Source organism: Paraburkholderia sp. BR13444, from assembly GCF_040948755.1.
GTDB classification, from domain to species: domain Bacteria; phylum Pseudomonadota; class Gammaproteobacteria; order Burkholderiales; family Burkholderiaceae; genus Paraburkholderia; species Paraburkholderia youngii.
This window is the reverse complement of the sequence record NZ_JBFPKM010000004.1, coordinates 357,989-373,595: the sequence shown is the minus strand read 5'-3', so window position 1 is coordinate 373,595 and position 15,607 is coordinate 357,989. Positions and strand designations below refer to the sequence as shown.

Sequence of the window (15,607 nt, the reverse complement as noted above, 5' to 3'; positions counted from 1 at the left end):
CGAGACGCGGCCCAGCCGATTCCGATTCAAACCGAAGCTCACGTGGATCCGCGCAGTGATTGAACTGCGCGGATTTTTTTTGCCTGCGCGCCGGGCCAACCGGCGTTGCGAATAAGTCCTCGCCGCCGGTCAGATCAACCGACCAGTCCCACCGTCTGTACCACGAGCCACAGATTCGCGGCACTAATCACAACAAACAGCGTCCACACGAGCAGACGCGTCGGCAGCGTGTTGGCGAACTCGCCCATCAGCGAACGGTCGCTCGTCATGCGGATCAGCGGATAAAGTGCGAACGGCAGTTGCAGGCTCAGCACGACCTGACTCGCGACGAGCAGTTGGCCGACAGCGCCATTGCCGAGCATCCGCACGCCGATCAGCGCCGGAATCAGCGCGAGCGCTCGGGTGATGAAGCGCCGCTGCCAGCACGGAATCTTCATCTTCAGGAAGCCTTCCATGATGACCTGCCCCGCCACCGTGCCGGTGAACGTCGAGCTTTGTCCCGACGCGAGCAGCGTGATCGCGAACAGGAACGCGGCAAAGCCGGTGCCGACGATCGGCGCTAGCAGCCGGTAGGCGTCCTCGATCTGCGTGACCTGGTCGTGGCCTGTCGCATGAAACGCGGCAGCCGCGAGAATCAGGATCGCCATGTTGATCAGCGCCGCGAGCACGAGCGATGCGATCGTGTCAATACGCGACATGCCGATCGCGGAGCGGATGCTGGCCGAATCGCGCTTCACCGCGCGGGTCTGCACAATCGACGAGTGTAGATACAGGTTATGCGGCATCACCGTGGCGCCGAGAATGCCGATCGCGAGGTACATCGGCTCGCGCGAATTCAACGCCTGCCACGACGGAATCAGCCCCTGCGCGACCGACGGCCAATGCGGCCTGACGAGCGCAAGCTCGATGATGTAGCCGACGCCGATCGTCGCGATCAGGCCCAGCATGATCGCTTCGAGGTCGCGAAAATTTTTGCCCTTCAGGCCGAGCACGATCAGCGTGTCGAACGCGGTGAGCAGCACGCCGGTGGTCAGCGAGCAGTTGAACAGCAGATGAAACGCAAGCGCGCCGCCGAGCACTTCGGCGAGATCGCAGGCGATGATCGACAGCTCCGCGAGCAGCCACTGCGCACGCGCGACGCCCGGCGAATAGCGCGTGCTCGACAGTTGCGCGAGGTCGCGCCCGGTCGCGATGCCGAGCCGCATGCTCAGGCATTGCAGCGCCATCGCCGCGAGGCTCGACAGCAGCACGACGAACAGCAGACTGTAGCCGAAGCGCGAACCGGCTTCGATCGCGGTGGCCCAGTTGCCCGGGTCCATATAGCCGATCGATACCAGCAGGCCGGGCCCCGCGAATTGCAGGATCTTCTTCCAGAACGGCGCGCCTGCGGAGACGGCCACCGAACCCTGTACCTCGGACGGGCAGAACGGCGCTGTGGCGGTTGTCGGTAGTTTGAACAGCAAGCCGGAAATCTCGCGGGAGGAATCGACGCGACGCCTCGGGCGGGCGTCGCAAACGGCCTCAAGTGTACAGAGAAACTTCCGGCAATGTCCCGCTAAGCGCGTAGCGGCCGACGTCGCGCACGCGGTAGTCGAGCGGATCGTGCAGCGTGTGCACGCGCGCGTTGCGCCAGAATCGATCGAGCGCCAGCGGCGCATGAGTCGCGCGCGCGCCGCAGGCGTCGAAGAGTTTTTCGCCGATGTCGAGCGCCGCCCGATGCGCGACGATCTTCGCTTCCGAGGTCGCGAGCGCGACCCGCGCACGGCTCTCCGCATCGAGCGTTGCGCGTTGCTGCCACGCTTCGTCGAGCGCGTTCGCGGCGCGCGCGGCCAGCGCCCCGGCGCTGACCGTCTGGATATGCATCTCGCCGAAGCGCTGGATCAGGTAGGGGTCGTCGGTCGCTTTGGCGACGCCGGACGCGATCCACGGCCGGCCATGTTCGTGCACGTAGGCTCGCGCCTCTTCCAGCGCACCCTGTGCGATCCCGACGAACAGATTGGTCAGCACCTGTTGCGAGATCAGTGTGCGCAAGCTCGCGTACGGCGTGTCGGGTCGTTCGAGCACCTCGTGCGGCTCGACCCTGACGCGCGCGAACGACACGCTGCCGCTGTCGGTCTGCCGCTGGCCGATCGGGTCCCAGTCGTCGTGAACGGTGATGCCTTCGCGCGTGGTCGGCACCGCCGCGAATAGGGGTTTGCCGGTCGATGGATCGTGAGCGGACACGGTCATCATCTGAGAGCCGCGCGTACCGGAACAGAAGCCTTTCTGGCCGTCGAGCAGGTAGCCGCCGTCGTGCGTCGAAGTAGCGATGAGGCGCGTATCCAGCGGATTCACCGCATTGCCCCACCACCAGCGATGCTCGACGGTGCCGCGCAAATATTTCTCGCGCTGCCGTGAATTGCCCCACAGGTCGATGCTGACCACCTGCAGACAGGTGAAGCCGACCAGATGCGCGAGCGCGCTATCGACGCGCGCCAGTTCACGCACCACGTCGTAAATCGCGGACCAGCGCGCGCCAGCACCGCCGAATTCGCGCGGCACGGCGAGCGTCAGCAGGCCCGCGTCGGCGATCCACTGCTTTTGCTGCGCGGCATGACCGCCTTCGCGATCGCGCTGCGCGGCGCTCGCGCGCAGAGCGGCTAGCAGTGTGGTGAGGTCGCGCGCGCAATCCGTATGCTGCTGCTCGCTAATCTGCTCGATGCCGTCATGCACGAAAGTCACTGGTTTGCCCTAGGGTCGTCATTGGCTGGATCGGATGATGATAGGGAGCCGCGCGCACGTGGTCTACGAAGCGATTTGCACAAGGAAAGCGCGAAAAACGATTTGCATGAAAAACGCCGGGCGGCGCTTGCGCGGCCCGGCGTGGTTGATGAGGCTGAAGAAGCGCTTGCTACAGGGTTAGGTATTCAGCGCTTCGCCACTTGCTGTTGCGCCGAAACGGCTGCAGCTTCAGCCGCGGTACCGGAAGCACCAATCGGCACCGGCACCGCCCCCACCGCCGTACCCCCCGCCGTCACGTCGCCCCAACCGCCGCCGAGCGCGCGAATCAGATTCACGGTCGCGACCGCCTGCGTGCCCGCCAAATGGCTCGCCTGCAATTGCGACTGCAGCACCTGCCGCTCGCCATCGATCACGTCGAGATAGCTGACCGCGCCCTCCGTGTACTGCGTGCGCGACAGATGCGCGGCGCGCTGCGACGCATCGACCGCGTCGTTCTGCTCGCGCATCTGATCGTCGAGCAAACGCAGATCGGCGAGATTGTCTTCGACTTCACGGAACGCCACGAGCACCTGCTGGCGATATTGCGCGACGTCCTCGTCGTACTTCGAACGCGCCTGCGCGAGATTGGCCTTGCGACGGCCGCCGTCGAAGATCGGCATCGTCAGCGCGGTACCCACGGCCGGACCGAGGATGAACGCGCGGCTCGACCACATGAACAGATCGCCGAGTGTCGCCGATTCAAAGCCGAACGCACCGGTGATATCGAGCTTCGGGAAGAACGCCGACTTCGCGAGCCCGACGCGCGCATTCGCTGCCTGCATCGCGCGCTCGGCTGCCGCGATGTCAGGCCTGCGTTCGAGCAGCGCCGACGGCAAACCGGCCGGCACGCGCACCGTCACCAGCGCGAGCGGCTGTTCCGCGAACGTGAAATCCGCGGGCGGCTTGCCGAGCAGAATCGCGAGGCTATGCTCGGAGGCCGCCCGCTGCCGCGCGACGCCGACCGCATCGGCACGCGCGCTGGCGAGCTCGTTACGCGCACGCGACAGATCCAGCTCGCTGATATCGCCTTCCTTGAAGCGCCGCTGGACGAGCTTCAGCGTGTCCTCGCGCAACTCGACAGTGCGACGGTACAGATCCTGGTCCGTGTCGAGCTCGCGCAACTGGAAGTAGTTCTGCGCGACGTCGGCCTGCAACGACAGCTGCACTGAACGGAACAGCGCTTCGCTCTGCTGCTCGTCCGAGCGCGCCGCGTTCACGTTCGAGCTGACGCGCCCGAACAGATCCGCTTCATACGACGCGCCGACCTGCGCGCGCCAGATCGTGCCGGTCGTGCCGCCCGCGCTGTCCGGCTGGAATTGCGATGCCGCCGACGCGCGTTCGCGCGTCGGGCCGAAGCCCGCGTCGAGCTTCGGGAACCAGTCTGACTTCGCGGCCTGCGTGACCGCGCGTGCCTGCTGCACGCGCGCGGCCGCGGCCTTCAGGTCCTGGTTCGCAGCGGCGGCCTGCTCTTCGAGCGCGTCGAGTTGCGGGTCGCCGAACACCTTCCACCATTCGCCGCGCAGCGCGTTGTCGGCGGGCTCGGCCGGCTTCCACGTGCCGTTGTTTTGTGCCGCCCCGGCCGAAGCAGCCGCCGCGCCCGACGCCGCCGCAGCCGACGTCTTCACCGCGGGCGCTTCCTTGAACGCCGCCGGCGTATCGACCTCGGGACGCTTATACGTCGGCTCCACCGAGCAAGCGGCCAGCAGCGCAATCAGCAAACCGCTCGCGGCGGCGCGGCCCCATCCGCGCAAGGATACAAAGCGAGATTCAAAGCGTTTCATTGTTGTTTTCTCCTCAGGCGTCCGTAACGGGCGCGCCATAGCGCGGCGCATCCTTCTGCGCGACGTGTACCGTCCCGCCCGCGAGCGAACGCAGCACCACATAGAACACCGGCGTCAACATCAGGCCGAACAGCGTGACGCCCAGCATGCCGAAGAACACCGCGACGCCCATCGCGTGACGCATCTCCGAGCCCGCGCCGCTCGACAGCACCAGCGGCACCACGCCCATGATGAAGGCGATCGACGTCATCAGAATCGGCCGCAGACGCAGACGGCTCGCTTCGATTGCCGCCTGCAGCGGACTGCGTCCATCGTGTTCGAGCTCACGCGCGAACTCGACGATCAGAATCGCGTTCTTCGCCGACAAGCCCACCAGCACCATCAAACCGATCTGCGTGAAGATGTTGTTGTCGCCACCGGTGAGCCATACGCCGGTCAGCGCCGACAGCACGCTCATCGGCACGATCAGGATCACCGCGAGCGGCAGCGTCAGGCTTTCGTACAACGCCGCGAGCACGAGGAACACGAGCAGCACGCTGATCGGGAACACCCACAGGCCCGCGTTGCCGGCGAGGATCTGCTGATAGGTGAGGTCGGTCCACTCGAGCTTCACGCCGCGCGGCAGCACTTCGGCAGCCACGCGTTCGGCCGCGGCCTGGGCCTGTCCCGACGAGAAGCCGGGCGCCGGGCCGCCGTTGATGTCGGCCGCCGTGTAGCCGTTGTAGCGCACCACCATCTCCGGCCCGTAGGTCGGCGTCACCGTGACGAGCGACGACAACGGCACCATCTCGCCCGCCGCGTTGCGCGTCTTCAGTTGCAGAATGTCGTCGGCGCGTTGACGGAACGGCGCATCCGCCTGCACGCGCACCTGATACACGCGGCCGAAGCGGTTGAAGTCGTTCACGTACAGCGAGCCCAGGTAAATCTGCATCGTGTCGAACACGTCCGTGACCGGCACGCCGAGCTGCTTCGCCTTCACGCGATCGAGATCGACATTCAGTTGCGGCACGTTGATCTGATAGCTGGAGAAGGTCGGCCCGAGTTCGGGCGTTTGCGCCGCGCGCTTCACGAAGGCTTCGGCTGCCTTGTTCAGTTCGGCGTAGCCGACCGCGCCGTGATCCTCGAGCTGCAACTTGAAGCCACCGAGTGTGCCGAGCCCGAGCACCGGCGGCGGCGGGAACACCGCGACGAACGAGTCCTTGATCGCGCCGTACTGCTGGTTCAATGCACCGGCAATCGCGCCCGCCGACAGCTTCTTGTCGCCGCGCTCCTTGAACGGCTTCAGCGTGACGAACACGATGCCCGCGCTCGAACTATTCGTGAAGCCATTCACCGACAGACCCGGGAACGCCACCGCGCTTTCGACGCCCTGTTGCTTCAGTGCGATCGAACTCATATCGCGGATCACCTTCTCCGTGCGATCGAGCGACGCACCGTTCGGCAACTGCGCGAACGCGATCAGATACTCCTTGTCCTGCGCGGGCACGAAGCCGCCCGGCACGATCCGCGCCATCAATACGGTTGCACCGACGAGAATCGCGTACACCGCGAGCATCGCGCCCTTGCGACGCAGCACGCCGGTCACGCCGCGGCCATAGGCTTCCGACCCACGATGAAAGACCTTGTTGAACTGCTTGAAGAAGCCGCCGAGCACACGGTTCATCACACGCGTCAGCCAGTCCTCCTTCTCGCCGTGACTGCGCAACAGCAGCGCGGACAACGCCGGCGACAGCGTCAGCGAATTGAACGCCGAGATCACCGTCGAGATCGCGATGGTCATCGCGAATTGCTTATAGAACTGGCCCGTGAGACCCGTCATGAACGCGAGCGGCACGAACACGGCGACGAGCGTCAGCGCAATCGCGATGATCGGCCCGCTCACTTCGCGCATCGCCTTGTAGGTCGCATCGCGCGCACTGAGCCCGCTTTCAATGTTGCGCTCGACGTTCTCCACCACGACGATCGCATCGTCGACGACGATACCGATCGCGAGCACCATGCCGAACAAGGACAGCGCATTGATCGAAAAGCCGAATGCCAGCAGCAGCGAGAACGTACCGACGATCGACACCGGCACCGCGATCAACGGAATGATCGACGCGCGCCACGTCTGCAGGAACACGATCACGACGATCACGACCAGCGCGATCGCTTCGAGCAGCGTGTGGATCACCGCCTCGATGCTCGAACGCACGAACTGCGTCGGGTCGTAGACGATCCGGTATTCGACGCCGGCCGGCATGTCTACGGCGAGTTCCTTCATCGCCGCACGCACTTGCTCCGAAATCGCGAGCGAGTTCGCGCCCGGCGCCTGATTGATCGCGAGCGCCACCGCGGGCTTGTTGTCGAGCAGCGAACGCAGGCCGTATTCCGACGCCGCGAGTTCGATCCGCGCGATATCGCGCAGATAGGTCACGCCGCCATCGGGCGCGGTCTTCACGATGATGTCGCCGAATTCGCTCTCGGTCTTCAATCGGCCGCGCGCATTCACCGACAACTGCAACTGCGTGCCGGGCACCGACGGCGATGCACCGATCACACCGGCCGCCACCTGGATGTTCTGCTCGCGAATCGCGTTGACGACTTCAGTCGCGGTGAGACCGCGCTGCGCGACCTTCTGCGGATCGAGCCAGATCCGCATCGCGTAGTCGCCCGAGCCCCACAGTTGCACTTCGCCGACACCTTGAATCCGCGCGAGCCGATCCTTCACGTTCAGCAGCGCGTAATTGCGCAGATACGTCATGTCGTAGCGATCGTTCGGCGAGATCAGGTGCACGACCATCGTCAGCGTCGGCGAACTCTTGATCGTCGTCACGCCGAGTCGCTGCACGTCTTCAGGCAGACGCGGCAGCGCCTGATTGACGCGGTTCTGCACGAGCTGCGTCGCGAGGTCGGGATCGGTGCCGAGCTTGAAGGTGACCGTCAGCGTCAGATTGCCGTCGCTATTCGCCTGCGACTGCATGTACAGCATATTCTCGACGCCATTGATCTGTTCTTCGAGCGGAGCTGCGACCGCCTCGGCAATCACCTTCGGATTCGCGCCCGGATACTGCGCGTGCACCACCACCGAAGGCGGCACGACTTCCGGGTACTCGGAGATGGGCAGCTTGAACAGCGAGATGATGCCCCCAAGCAGGATCAATACCGATAGCACGCCTGCAAAGATCGGGCGATCGATGAAGAATTTGGATATGTTCATTGGAAGCTCTTAACTTTGGAACATGCGCGTTGGAACACGCGGCTCACGAATTGCCTTTCGCGCCGGTGTCCGCCGCCTTGCCGTGCGACTGTGCGAGCGCGGCGCTGTTCGGGTCATCGTCGGTCGTCATCGGCACCATGTGTGCGCGCACCGCGTCGCCGGGGCGCACACGCTGAACGCCGTTGACGACGATGCGCTCGCCCGCCTTCAAACCGTCCTTGACGACGCGCAGATTGCCCTGCATCGAACCCGTCGTGATCTCGCGATAAATCACGTGGTTGCCCTGATCGACGACCAGCACGAACTTCTTGTCCTGGTCGGTGCCGACCGCGGCATCGTCGATCAGTAGCGCCGGATGCGGGGCGCTACCGCCCACCTTGACGCGCGCGTAGAGGCCCGGAATCAGCGCCCCGTCCGCGTTGTCGAACTTCGCGCGCACGCGGATCGTGCCCGACGACGTGTCGAGCCGGTTGTCGACCGACTCGATCGTGCCGCTGCGCGAATAGCCAGATTCATCGGCGAGACCGAGTTCCACCGGCACCTTGCCGCCGTCCTTCGCGCGGCTCAGGTATTGCAGATAGGTCTGTTCGTCCGCGTCGAACGATGCGTAGATCGGCGACACCGACACAAGCGTGGTCAGCGGCGCCGAGCTGGCGCCGGCCGACACGACGTTGCCGACCGTGATCTCCGCGCGCGACACGCGGCCCGATACCGGCGCGACGATCTTCGTGTAGCCGAGATTGATGCGCGCCGTTTCGAGCGCGGCTTGCGCGGCCTTCAGGTTCGCGCTCGCCTCGCGCGCGGCGTTCTGCTTCTCGTCGTAGTCGCGCTTGGCGATCGCGTTGTCGACGATCAGCCGTTGCGCGCGTTCCCAGTCGCTTTGCGTGTAACCGGTACGCGCCTGCGCGGCCGCGAGCTGGGCTTCCGCGCGATCGACTTCGGCCGCGTACGGACGCGGATCGATGACGAACAGCGTGTCGCCCTGCTTGACCAGCGCGCCGTCCTTGAAGTTGACCGACACGATCGTGCCTGGCACCTGCGAACGCACGTCCACTTTCTGGACGGCTTCGAGACGGCCCGAATAGGATTGCCAGTCGGTGATCGTCTTCTGCACGACGGTCGCCACGTCGACTTCCGGCACGATGGTCGGCGCGGCCGGCGAGCTTGCATCCACGCGGATCGCGCCGAACGTGCCGAGCCCGGCAAGAACGACGACCACTAGCGCGGCAAGCGCCACGCGGCGGCGGGAAAGAGGAAGGATAGTCATGTGTAGCTCCCGGTATCGTTGGTTGAATTTCTGTTTATCGATGAGCGCGCGCATCGAAGCGCCACTGGAAAAAGCGCACCGCTTCCTGCAAAGCGGGCGGATGATCGGCGAGCGCCGCGTGCGACACGCTCGGAAAGCGCACCACCTGGGTCTGCACGCCCGCGTCGATCAGATTGCTTGCATACTTTTCGGCCTCGACATGCAGTACGTCGTTCTGTGCGGTCGCGATCAGCGTGGCCGGCAACCCGGCGAGCCGCGACGATTCGAGCGGCGCCGCATACGGGTGCATGCGCTGCGACGCTTGCGGCAGATACGCGCGATAACACGCGGCGCACTCGCGCGCGGTGATGTCCGAACCGAGCCGCTTCTCGTCGCCAAGCCGCGTCAGGCTCGGGTCGAGCATCGGACCGAACAGCGCCTGCGCGTTGATCTGCACGTCGCCACGATCGCGCGCAATGAACGCGAGACAATTGGCGAGTTGGCCGCCCGCGTCATGCCCCGCCACACCGATCTTTCTGCTATTGCCACCAAACGCTCGCGCCCGCGTCTGCACCCACAGCGCCGCGCGATGCGCATCTTCCGGCGCGGCTGGAAACGGAAACCGCGGCGCGAGCGAATAGCCCACCGACACCACGAGCGCCGGTAAGTGTTCTGCGAAATACCGCGCGGCGAAGTCCGCGCATTCGATCGAACCTTTCGTAAAGCCGCCGCCGTGAAAATAAAGCAACACCGGCAATGCGGTTTTTTTCGTCAGCCGATACAGGCGTAACGTAATGGGCTGAGCGTACCCATCGATACCCACGTCGGTGACTTCAAGTATTGCGTCATTGGCCCCAGCGTCAGTGTCTTCGGCGGAAACGCCGATGGAAACGGACGGGTACGGCGATTTGAATGCATCCATGTCGAGCCGCGCAAAATGCGCATAGAACTTCAATGGTGCGAATTGTGGGTTCAGCAGACTCGCAAATAAATGCCTATAATCCGGCAACACAATTCGGTGCCTTTGAACAATCCGGTTGCGATTGTTTTTGCGGACTCCATTCCCGCCTGCGCACCTGCCCCTACTGGAGGTTTGCAATGGACCGGCTTCAGGCCATGCAAGTGTTCACACGTGTCGTCGACACCAACAGCTTTACCCGCGCAGCGGAGACGCTCGACCTGCCGCGCGCATCGGTTACTACGATTATTCAGAACCTCGAAGCGTTTCTCGGCACGCGGCTGATGCACCGGACCACCCGCCGTCTGTCGCTGACGCCCGATGGCGCCGCGTACTACGAGCGCTGCGTGCGCATCCTCGCTGACGTCGAAGAGACCGAGGCGAGTTTCCAGAGCGGCAACAAAAAGCCGCACGGCAAGCTGCGCATCGACATGCCGGGCTCGATTGGCCGTCTGCTCGTGATTCCAGCGTTGTGCGAATTCCACACGCGCTATCCGGACATCGATCTGCAACTGGGCCTGACCGACCGGCCCGTCGATCTGCTGCAGGAAGGCGTCGATTGCGTGGTACGCGTCGGCGCGCTGCAGGATTCGTCACTGGTCGCACGCCGCATCGGTCTGTTCGAGGGCGTGACGTGCGCGGCACCCGAATACATCAAGCGCGCGGGGATTCCCACTTCGCTCGAAGATCTCGAAAATCACAAAGCCGTCAATTACTTCTCGAGCCGCACGGGACGCACGCTCGATTGGGCGTTCCTGGTGAACGGCGACGAGGTGGAGGTGAAGATGAAGAGCATCGTGTCGGTCAACGACGCCGATGCTTACGTGACCTGCGGACTCGAAGGCTTCGGCCTGATTCAGCCGGCGCTCTTCATGGTGCTGCCACATCTGCGCTCGGGCCAGCTCGTCGAAGTACTGCCGGAACTGAAACCTTTGCCGATGCCGATTTCGGCAGTCTATCCGCACAGTCGTCATCTGTCGCCGAAAGTCCGCGTTTTCGTAGACTGGATTGCGGAGCTGTTCGATCGTTGCCCATTGCTCAGCGGACGCGGCAGTCTCGACGCCACCTGCACGAAGCGCACGTTCGAGCAACGCGAGTCCGCGCCGGCGCTCGACACGCCGGTGATGTCCGAATGGGTCGCCTGAAGTACGTTAATTGAAACAGTGAATTCCAGCCGCGGCGCCAATGCCGCGGCAACCGTGCAATTGCACTGCTTCTGCAAGGCTCGCTCGCGATTGTTCCTGAATCGCGACAATTCATTTCGCAAAACCGCGATTTATCCGCAACGCGTCAACGTCTACATTTCACCCTGTCGCAGCGCCATCACGCTGCCAATGAATCGACAGGAGTGAATCATGAAACGTAATCTGTTGGCAGGCCTCGCCCTGTCGCTGCTCGTCAGCGTTCCGGCATTTGCGGAAGGCGGCGGCGGTATCGGCCGTGCAGGAACCTATGACACGCAACCGGCGCCGAGCGCGAGCACGAAGACGCGCGCCGAGGTCAAGGCCGAACTGGTCGCCGCGTATCGCGACGGCTCGCTGCCCTCGTTGAATCGCACCTCGTATCCGAACAAAGGCCTGATCGGCCAGACGCAGGCCGCGCGCATCGCGTTGCAGGAAGGGATCAACGGCGAAGTGACGCGCGTCGCGAAGGGCCAGTAACGAGTTGGCAGAGGTTGATTCGGAAACCAGCGCGCCTGCTGCACGAGAAGCGCGCCTCTTCATCAAGGAGCACATCATGACACCATCGGAACTCGATAACTGGGATACTGATACGCCGGTGTGGACACCGTATCGCCCGGTACAGCATTGAGTGTTGGCTTTCTGTCGTTCACGGCACTCGCCGTTATGCGCCTGCGAAGTGGCTTTGCGGGCGCATTTGCATTGAAGCGATCGAAAGCGCAAGCCGTTTTTTGCTGACCTAGGAGCGTTCAATCGGTGCCGTATTTGGGTGACCGTGGCCCGTACAACAGTCCGTTCGGCGGCCCGGCATGCAGAAGCCGATAGCTCGTCACGCCGGCGATATCGTGTCCCCTGTCCGTCAGCGAATTCGCAATCTGCTTGACTGCAGCCGTGACGAACATGCCGATCAGGCCACCTCCAGCATAGTTGTTGCCCTCGTTGCTGTTGGCGCTGGCACTACCCTGCCATAGCACGTGACCGGTCTTGAGATCGACCAGTTTGGCGGATGCCGTGACGACCGTCGCACTGTCGAGCACGTGATATACGGTGCCGTACTGCGTGATCTTCGAATACAGGGCCGCGTCGGCACCGAAGATTTCGCGCAGCTTCGCGGGCGAGGTCGCTTCGATCTCCGCCGCCATGGTCAGGCCGTTCTGCCTGAACGTTTCATCCATCACCGCCACCGGTATCACGTAGTAGCCGGATTCGCCGAGCGGCATCGTCATCTGCGAGAGCATGCTGTTGGTCGCCTGAACATCAGTCGTTTCGTTGATCGGCGGCAGCACGAGGATCGAGCGTGGCCGACTGTTCCTGAAGTCCGTGTAGTCGGCGTGCTTAGCGGGTTGCGCGCACGCGGCCAGCAGTGCGACAGTCGACAGAGCAAACCAGAGTTTGAGGGAAAGGATCTTGGACATGGTGACTCGCTCAGGGCTGTTTCGGTTTCTTCATCAGGAAGTCCATGTAGGTCGAGGATTCCGGAAACAGCTGCTTCTCGGACTCGAATCCCTGCATGGCCTGGGTGTCGTTGCCGACACTCGCGTACAGCATGCCCAGTTGCGCATGAAATCCGGGCGGCGGCGTGTGCCCCTTGCCCCGGATGTCCTGGAGGGACTTTTCGAGCGCCTCGATCTGCTCCTGCGGTGCCTTTTCACCCTTGAGATAGTCGTACACGGCCGGCTGGTAGCCGGTCCACTGGTAAAGCGGCGGGGGGCTCTTGGCCGCGCATCCCGAGAGGAGTACGGCTGCCATCACCACTGGCAAATGGATTCTCCGCATCATGCGGTTATGTTTCATCGTGAATCGCGTCATCATGTTGAGTGCTGGTGCCGTTGGACGTGGATCGAACGCAATAGACCAGCACGCATTTACTGTGCGGCCTTGAGCGTGCCTGCATCGACCTGCTCGACGAGGTGATTGACGGCCTCCTGGATCGCCAGATCGAGCACCTTGCCGTTCAGTGTGGAGTCGTAGCCGGCGGTGCCGCCGAAACCGATGACTTCACGGTTCGAAAGGCTGAACTCACCCGCGCCCTGGCTCGACGCCACGACTTCGGATGTCGTCGTATCGACGACGTTGAGGCTGACCTTTGCATAGGCCACCTGACTCTTGCCGCGACCGAGGATGCCGAACAGCTGCCGGTCGCCGACCTCCTTGCGACCGAATTCCGTGACATCGCCGGTGACGACGAAGCGGGCACCCTTGATCGACTGCGCCTTTTTGAGGAAGCCCGCTTCCTGGCGGATTTCGTCGAGGTTGTCGCGATCGAGCACATTGAAGCGGCCGCTCTGCTGGAGAGACGTCATCAGGATCGTTTTGGCCTGACCACCGAGACGGTCAACGCCGTCCGAGAAGATCCCGCGCATATAGCTCGAGCGGTTGTCGAACTTGCCGACTGAAACGCCGATGGGTTGGCCCACGGCCGGTTTCTGGGCGCTGGCGACGGGCGGCACCGGCAGTGAGCGTGAGGACTCGGTTGCACATCCGCCAAACGCCACCACGACGGCAACAGCCACGGTTCCAAGCGCATATGATTTTGATGACTTCATTTTGTTTTTCCTCTTTGTTGAAACGACAGAAACCCCGATAGCGTCGGCGGGGAAATTTTCAGAATTGCGCGGTTGCCTGGAAGCCCAATACGACGCGTGCGGCATCGAATCCGGCCGGCTTGTAGATCGGCGTGCCCGCGAACACGTCATAGCTGTATGCGCCGAGACGGGACGGCACGGAGCCTTTCACGCCAAACGCCGCGCCCGCGAGCTGCGTGCCCGCGAGGTTCGCCGCCCACGGTCCCCATAGGTGGCCATAGTCGAGACCGGCATACAACACCTGTCCCGAAGCCCCAAGCGGATACTGAAGCTCGTTGCGCCAGTAGAAGCCCTTTTCCGCCGCGAGCATCGTCTGGCCGCTGAAGCCTCGCACCGTGTAGCGGCTGCCGATCGTCAGGTCGTCGATGTAGTTCAACTCGTCATTGGTGAATTGCCCGTGTACGGTTCCCACGTAGCGCAGCGACTGGCCTGCCGCCCGGAACGGCACTGAGAGATTGGCGTCGAGCGTCGCCATGTGGAAGCGGTAGGTTGGGCCGCCCGGCGTGTCGGACTGTGCGCCGAACCCGCCGGTACCTTGGCGGTAGGCCAGTGTTCCATCGAACTGCGCCGCGCCGAAGTAATGCCGGTTAGTGAGACCCGCCTCGATGAAGGTGTTGTTGCGCTGCTGCTGCGGAATTTCGGTGCCCTCGATAAAGCTTGCCCCGAAGCGCTTGATCAGCTGGAATTCGACACCCGACACATCGTTCTGGCTGCGGTGAAAGATGCGTTCGAGCTTCAGACCGGCCGTCTGCGCATTGCCGCTTGCCACGAACGTGCCGTTGACCGCCGCGATCTGCTGGTAGTAGGTGTTCGTGTAGCCAGACAGCGTGCCGGTCCAGTAGCCCCACGGCACCGAATACGAAGCGTTCCAGCCGTGTGTACCGAGGTCGTGATTGCCGAACTGCAAGTCCTGGTTGTAACCGGCCGAGAGAATGTCGTTCAGGCCGAGCAGGTTATACAGTCCAAGCGTCACATTGCCGATATATCGGCCCGTTTCGTTCGTGCCCGAGTTGTCGGCCGACACGGCAAGCGACCATGGCTTGGAACGCTCTACGGCAATTGCCACGTCGCTTTCTCCGGGTGCGTCGCCGGGGACGATCTGCATGGTCGTGTCCTGATTGGGCACGCGCTTCATCTGCTCAAGTCCCTGTTCGAGATCACGAAGCTGGAGCACGTCGCCGTCGCGCGCGGGGAAGGCTGTCTTCCAGGTGCCGTGTGTGGACTCGTCGGCGAACTTAAGACGATGGACGACGCCGGGGACGAGGGCGAATTTTAGCGTGCCCGTTGAAAGATCCTGCGTTGGCAGCATCACGCGCGTGGTGATGTATCCGCGGCTCAGAATCTCTGCCTGCAGGCCCTTTGTGAGCACGTCGAGCCCTTTCTGGCCGACGCATTGGCGCTGGTAGTGATCGAGCCACTCGCGAGCGAACGCGAAGCGGTCCTGCGGCAGCGCGGATGCGCCCTGCGAGCGAACGGCTTCCGGCAGAGTTGCCGGCGCGTCGAGCGCCAATGTATCAATGCGGAAACAGGGCGTTTCGGTTGGCAATGGAGGCCAGCCTTCCCTCGCAGGTACCGTCGAGCGCACCGAGGGCGCAGCAACGGTTGCCTCGCGTTGCTTGACATCCCGTTGCTGCTGCACCTGGCGGTTCTGCTCGGCGTTGACGCGGCCTGCTGCGGCTTCGTCGGCGGCGGTGATGGTCTGCTGCGCGTGGGCGAGTGATATTACGGCTGTAAGCGGCAACGCCGCCAGCCTTTTCTTGATTCTCATTGTTCTTCAAATCCTGATGCCAATCGGCACTCAACTGCGGTGGACCGCTCGGCCGCATAGGCATATCGAACTGGTTCTAGGGCTCGGGCGGTCGTCGCCCTGGATCTACTCGTCGTGTGACCCGTGGGA

Annotated in this window: 12 protein-coding genes; 2 read left to right on the top strand and 10 right to left on the bottom strand. The window is 63.5% G+C overall.

The genetic code is table 11. From position 1 onward, the window contains the following. Nucleotides 1–134: 134 nt before the first annotated feature. The 6 genes from AB3X95_RS14295 to AB3X95_RS14270 all read right to left on the bottom strand — a co-directional run bounded on the left by AB3X95_RS14295 (nt 135) and on the right by AB3X95_RS14270 (nt 9,908). Nucleotides 135–1,463: an Nramp family divalent metal transporter gene (locus AB3X95_RS14295; RefSeq protein WP_368621645.1), complete on the bottom strand. Its 1,329-nt coding sequence runs from the start codon at nt 1,461–1,463 to the stop codon at nt 135–137. Nucleotides 1,464–1,521: 58 nt separating this feature from the next. Beyond that, nucleotides 1,522–2,700: an acyl-CoA dehydrogenase family protein gene (locus AB3X95_RS14290; protein WP_368621821.1), complete on the bottom strand. Its 1,179-nt coding sequence runs from the start codon at nt 2,698–2,700 to the stop codon at nt 1,522–1,524. A gap of 206 nt (nt 2,701–2,906) precedes the next feature. Next, a complete protein-coding gene (locus AB3X95_RS14285) occupies nt 2,907–4,541 on the bottom strand; it encodes an efflux transporter outer membrane subunit (protein ID WP_368621644.1) in 1,635 nt (544 codons plus the stop codon). A 13-nt stretch (nt 4,542–4,554) separates the two neighbouring features. Next, nucleotides 4,555–7,740, bottom strand: a complete 3,186-nt coding sequence (locus tag AB3X95_RS14280; RefSeq protein WP_368621643.1) for an efflux RND transporter permease subunit — start codon at nt 7,738–7,740, stop codon at nt 4,555–4,557. A gap of 43 nt (nt 7,741–7,783) precedes the next feature. Then, complete coding sequence (locus tag AB3X95_RS14275; protein WP_368621642.1) at nt 7,784–9,007, bottom strand: efflux RND transporter periplasmic adaptor subunit; 1,224 nt, start codon at nt 9,005–9,007, stop codon at nt 7,784–7,786. A 34-nt stretch (nt 9,008–9,041) separates the two neighbouring features. Next, entirely contained in the window at nt 9,042–9,908 is an 867-nt protein-coding gene (locus AB3X95_RS14270; protein ID WP_184225118.1) for an alpha/beta hydrolase, read from the bottom strand. 176 nt (nt 9,909–10,084) lie between these two features. On the opposite strand from AB3X95_RS14270, the gene AB3X95_RS14265 reads away from it, so the two are divergent. Together AB3X95_RS14265 and AB3X95_RS14260 are read left to right on the top strand one after the other, a co-directional pair. Next, nucleotides 10,085–11,089 (top strand): LysR family transcriptional regulator, encoded by a 1,005-nt coding sequence (locus AB3X95_RS14265; RefSeq protein WP_176365981.1) that lies wholly within the window; start codon nt 10,085–10,087, stop codon nt 11,087–11,089. 210 nt (nt 11,090–11,299) lie between these two features. Then, on the top strand, nt 11,300–11,605 hold the full coding sequence (locus AB3X95_RS14260) for a DUF4148 domain-containing protein (RefSeq protein WP_176120193.1): 306 nt from the start codon (nt 11,300–11,302) through the stop codon (nt 11,603–11,605). Between the two features lie 269 nt (nt 11,606–11,874). Here the strand turns inward: AB3X95_RS14260 and AB3X95_RS14255 are convergent, their stop codons facing one another. The 4 genes from AB3X95_RS14255 to AB3X95_RS14240 all read right to left on the bottom strand — a co-directional run bounded on the left by AB3X95_RS14255 (nt 11,875) and on the right by AB3X95_RS14240 (nt 15,478). Further along, a complete protein-coding gene (locus tag AB3X95_RS14255; RefSeq protein ID WP_368621641.1) occupies nt 11,875–12,540 on the bottom strand; it encodes a DUF799 domain-containing protein in 666 nt (221 codons plus the stop codon). A 10-nt stretch (nt 12,541–12,550) separates the two neighbouring features. Continuing rightward, nucleotides 12,551–12,904: a DUF4810 domain-containing protein gene (locus tag AB3X95_RS14250; RefSeq protein ID WP_184225464.1), complete on the bottom strand. Its 354-nt coding sequence runs from the start codon at nt 12,902–12,904 to the stop codon at nt 12,551–12,553. 86 nt (nt 12,905–12,990) lie between these two features. Beyond that, nucleotides 12,991–13,671, bottom strand: a complete 681-nt coding sequence (locus AB3X95_RS14245) for a CsgG/HfaB family protein (RefSeq protein WP_368621820.1) — start codon at nt 13,669–13,671, stop codon at nt 12,991–12,993. Between the two features lie 58 nt (nt 13,672–13,729). After that, a complete protein-coding gene (locus AB3X95_RS14240) occupies nt 13,730–15,478 on the bottom strand; it encodes a ShlB/FhaC/HecB family hemolysin secretion/activation protein (protein WP_368621640.1) in 1,749 nt (582 codons plus the stop codon). Nucleotides 15,479–15,607: the final 129 nt, after the last annotated feature.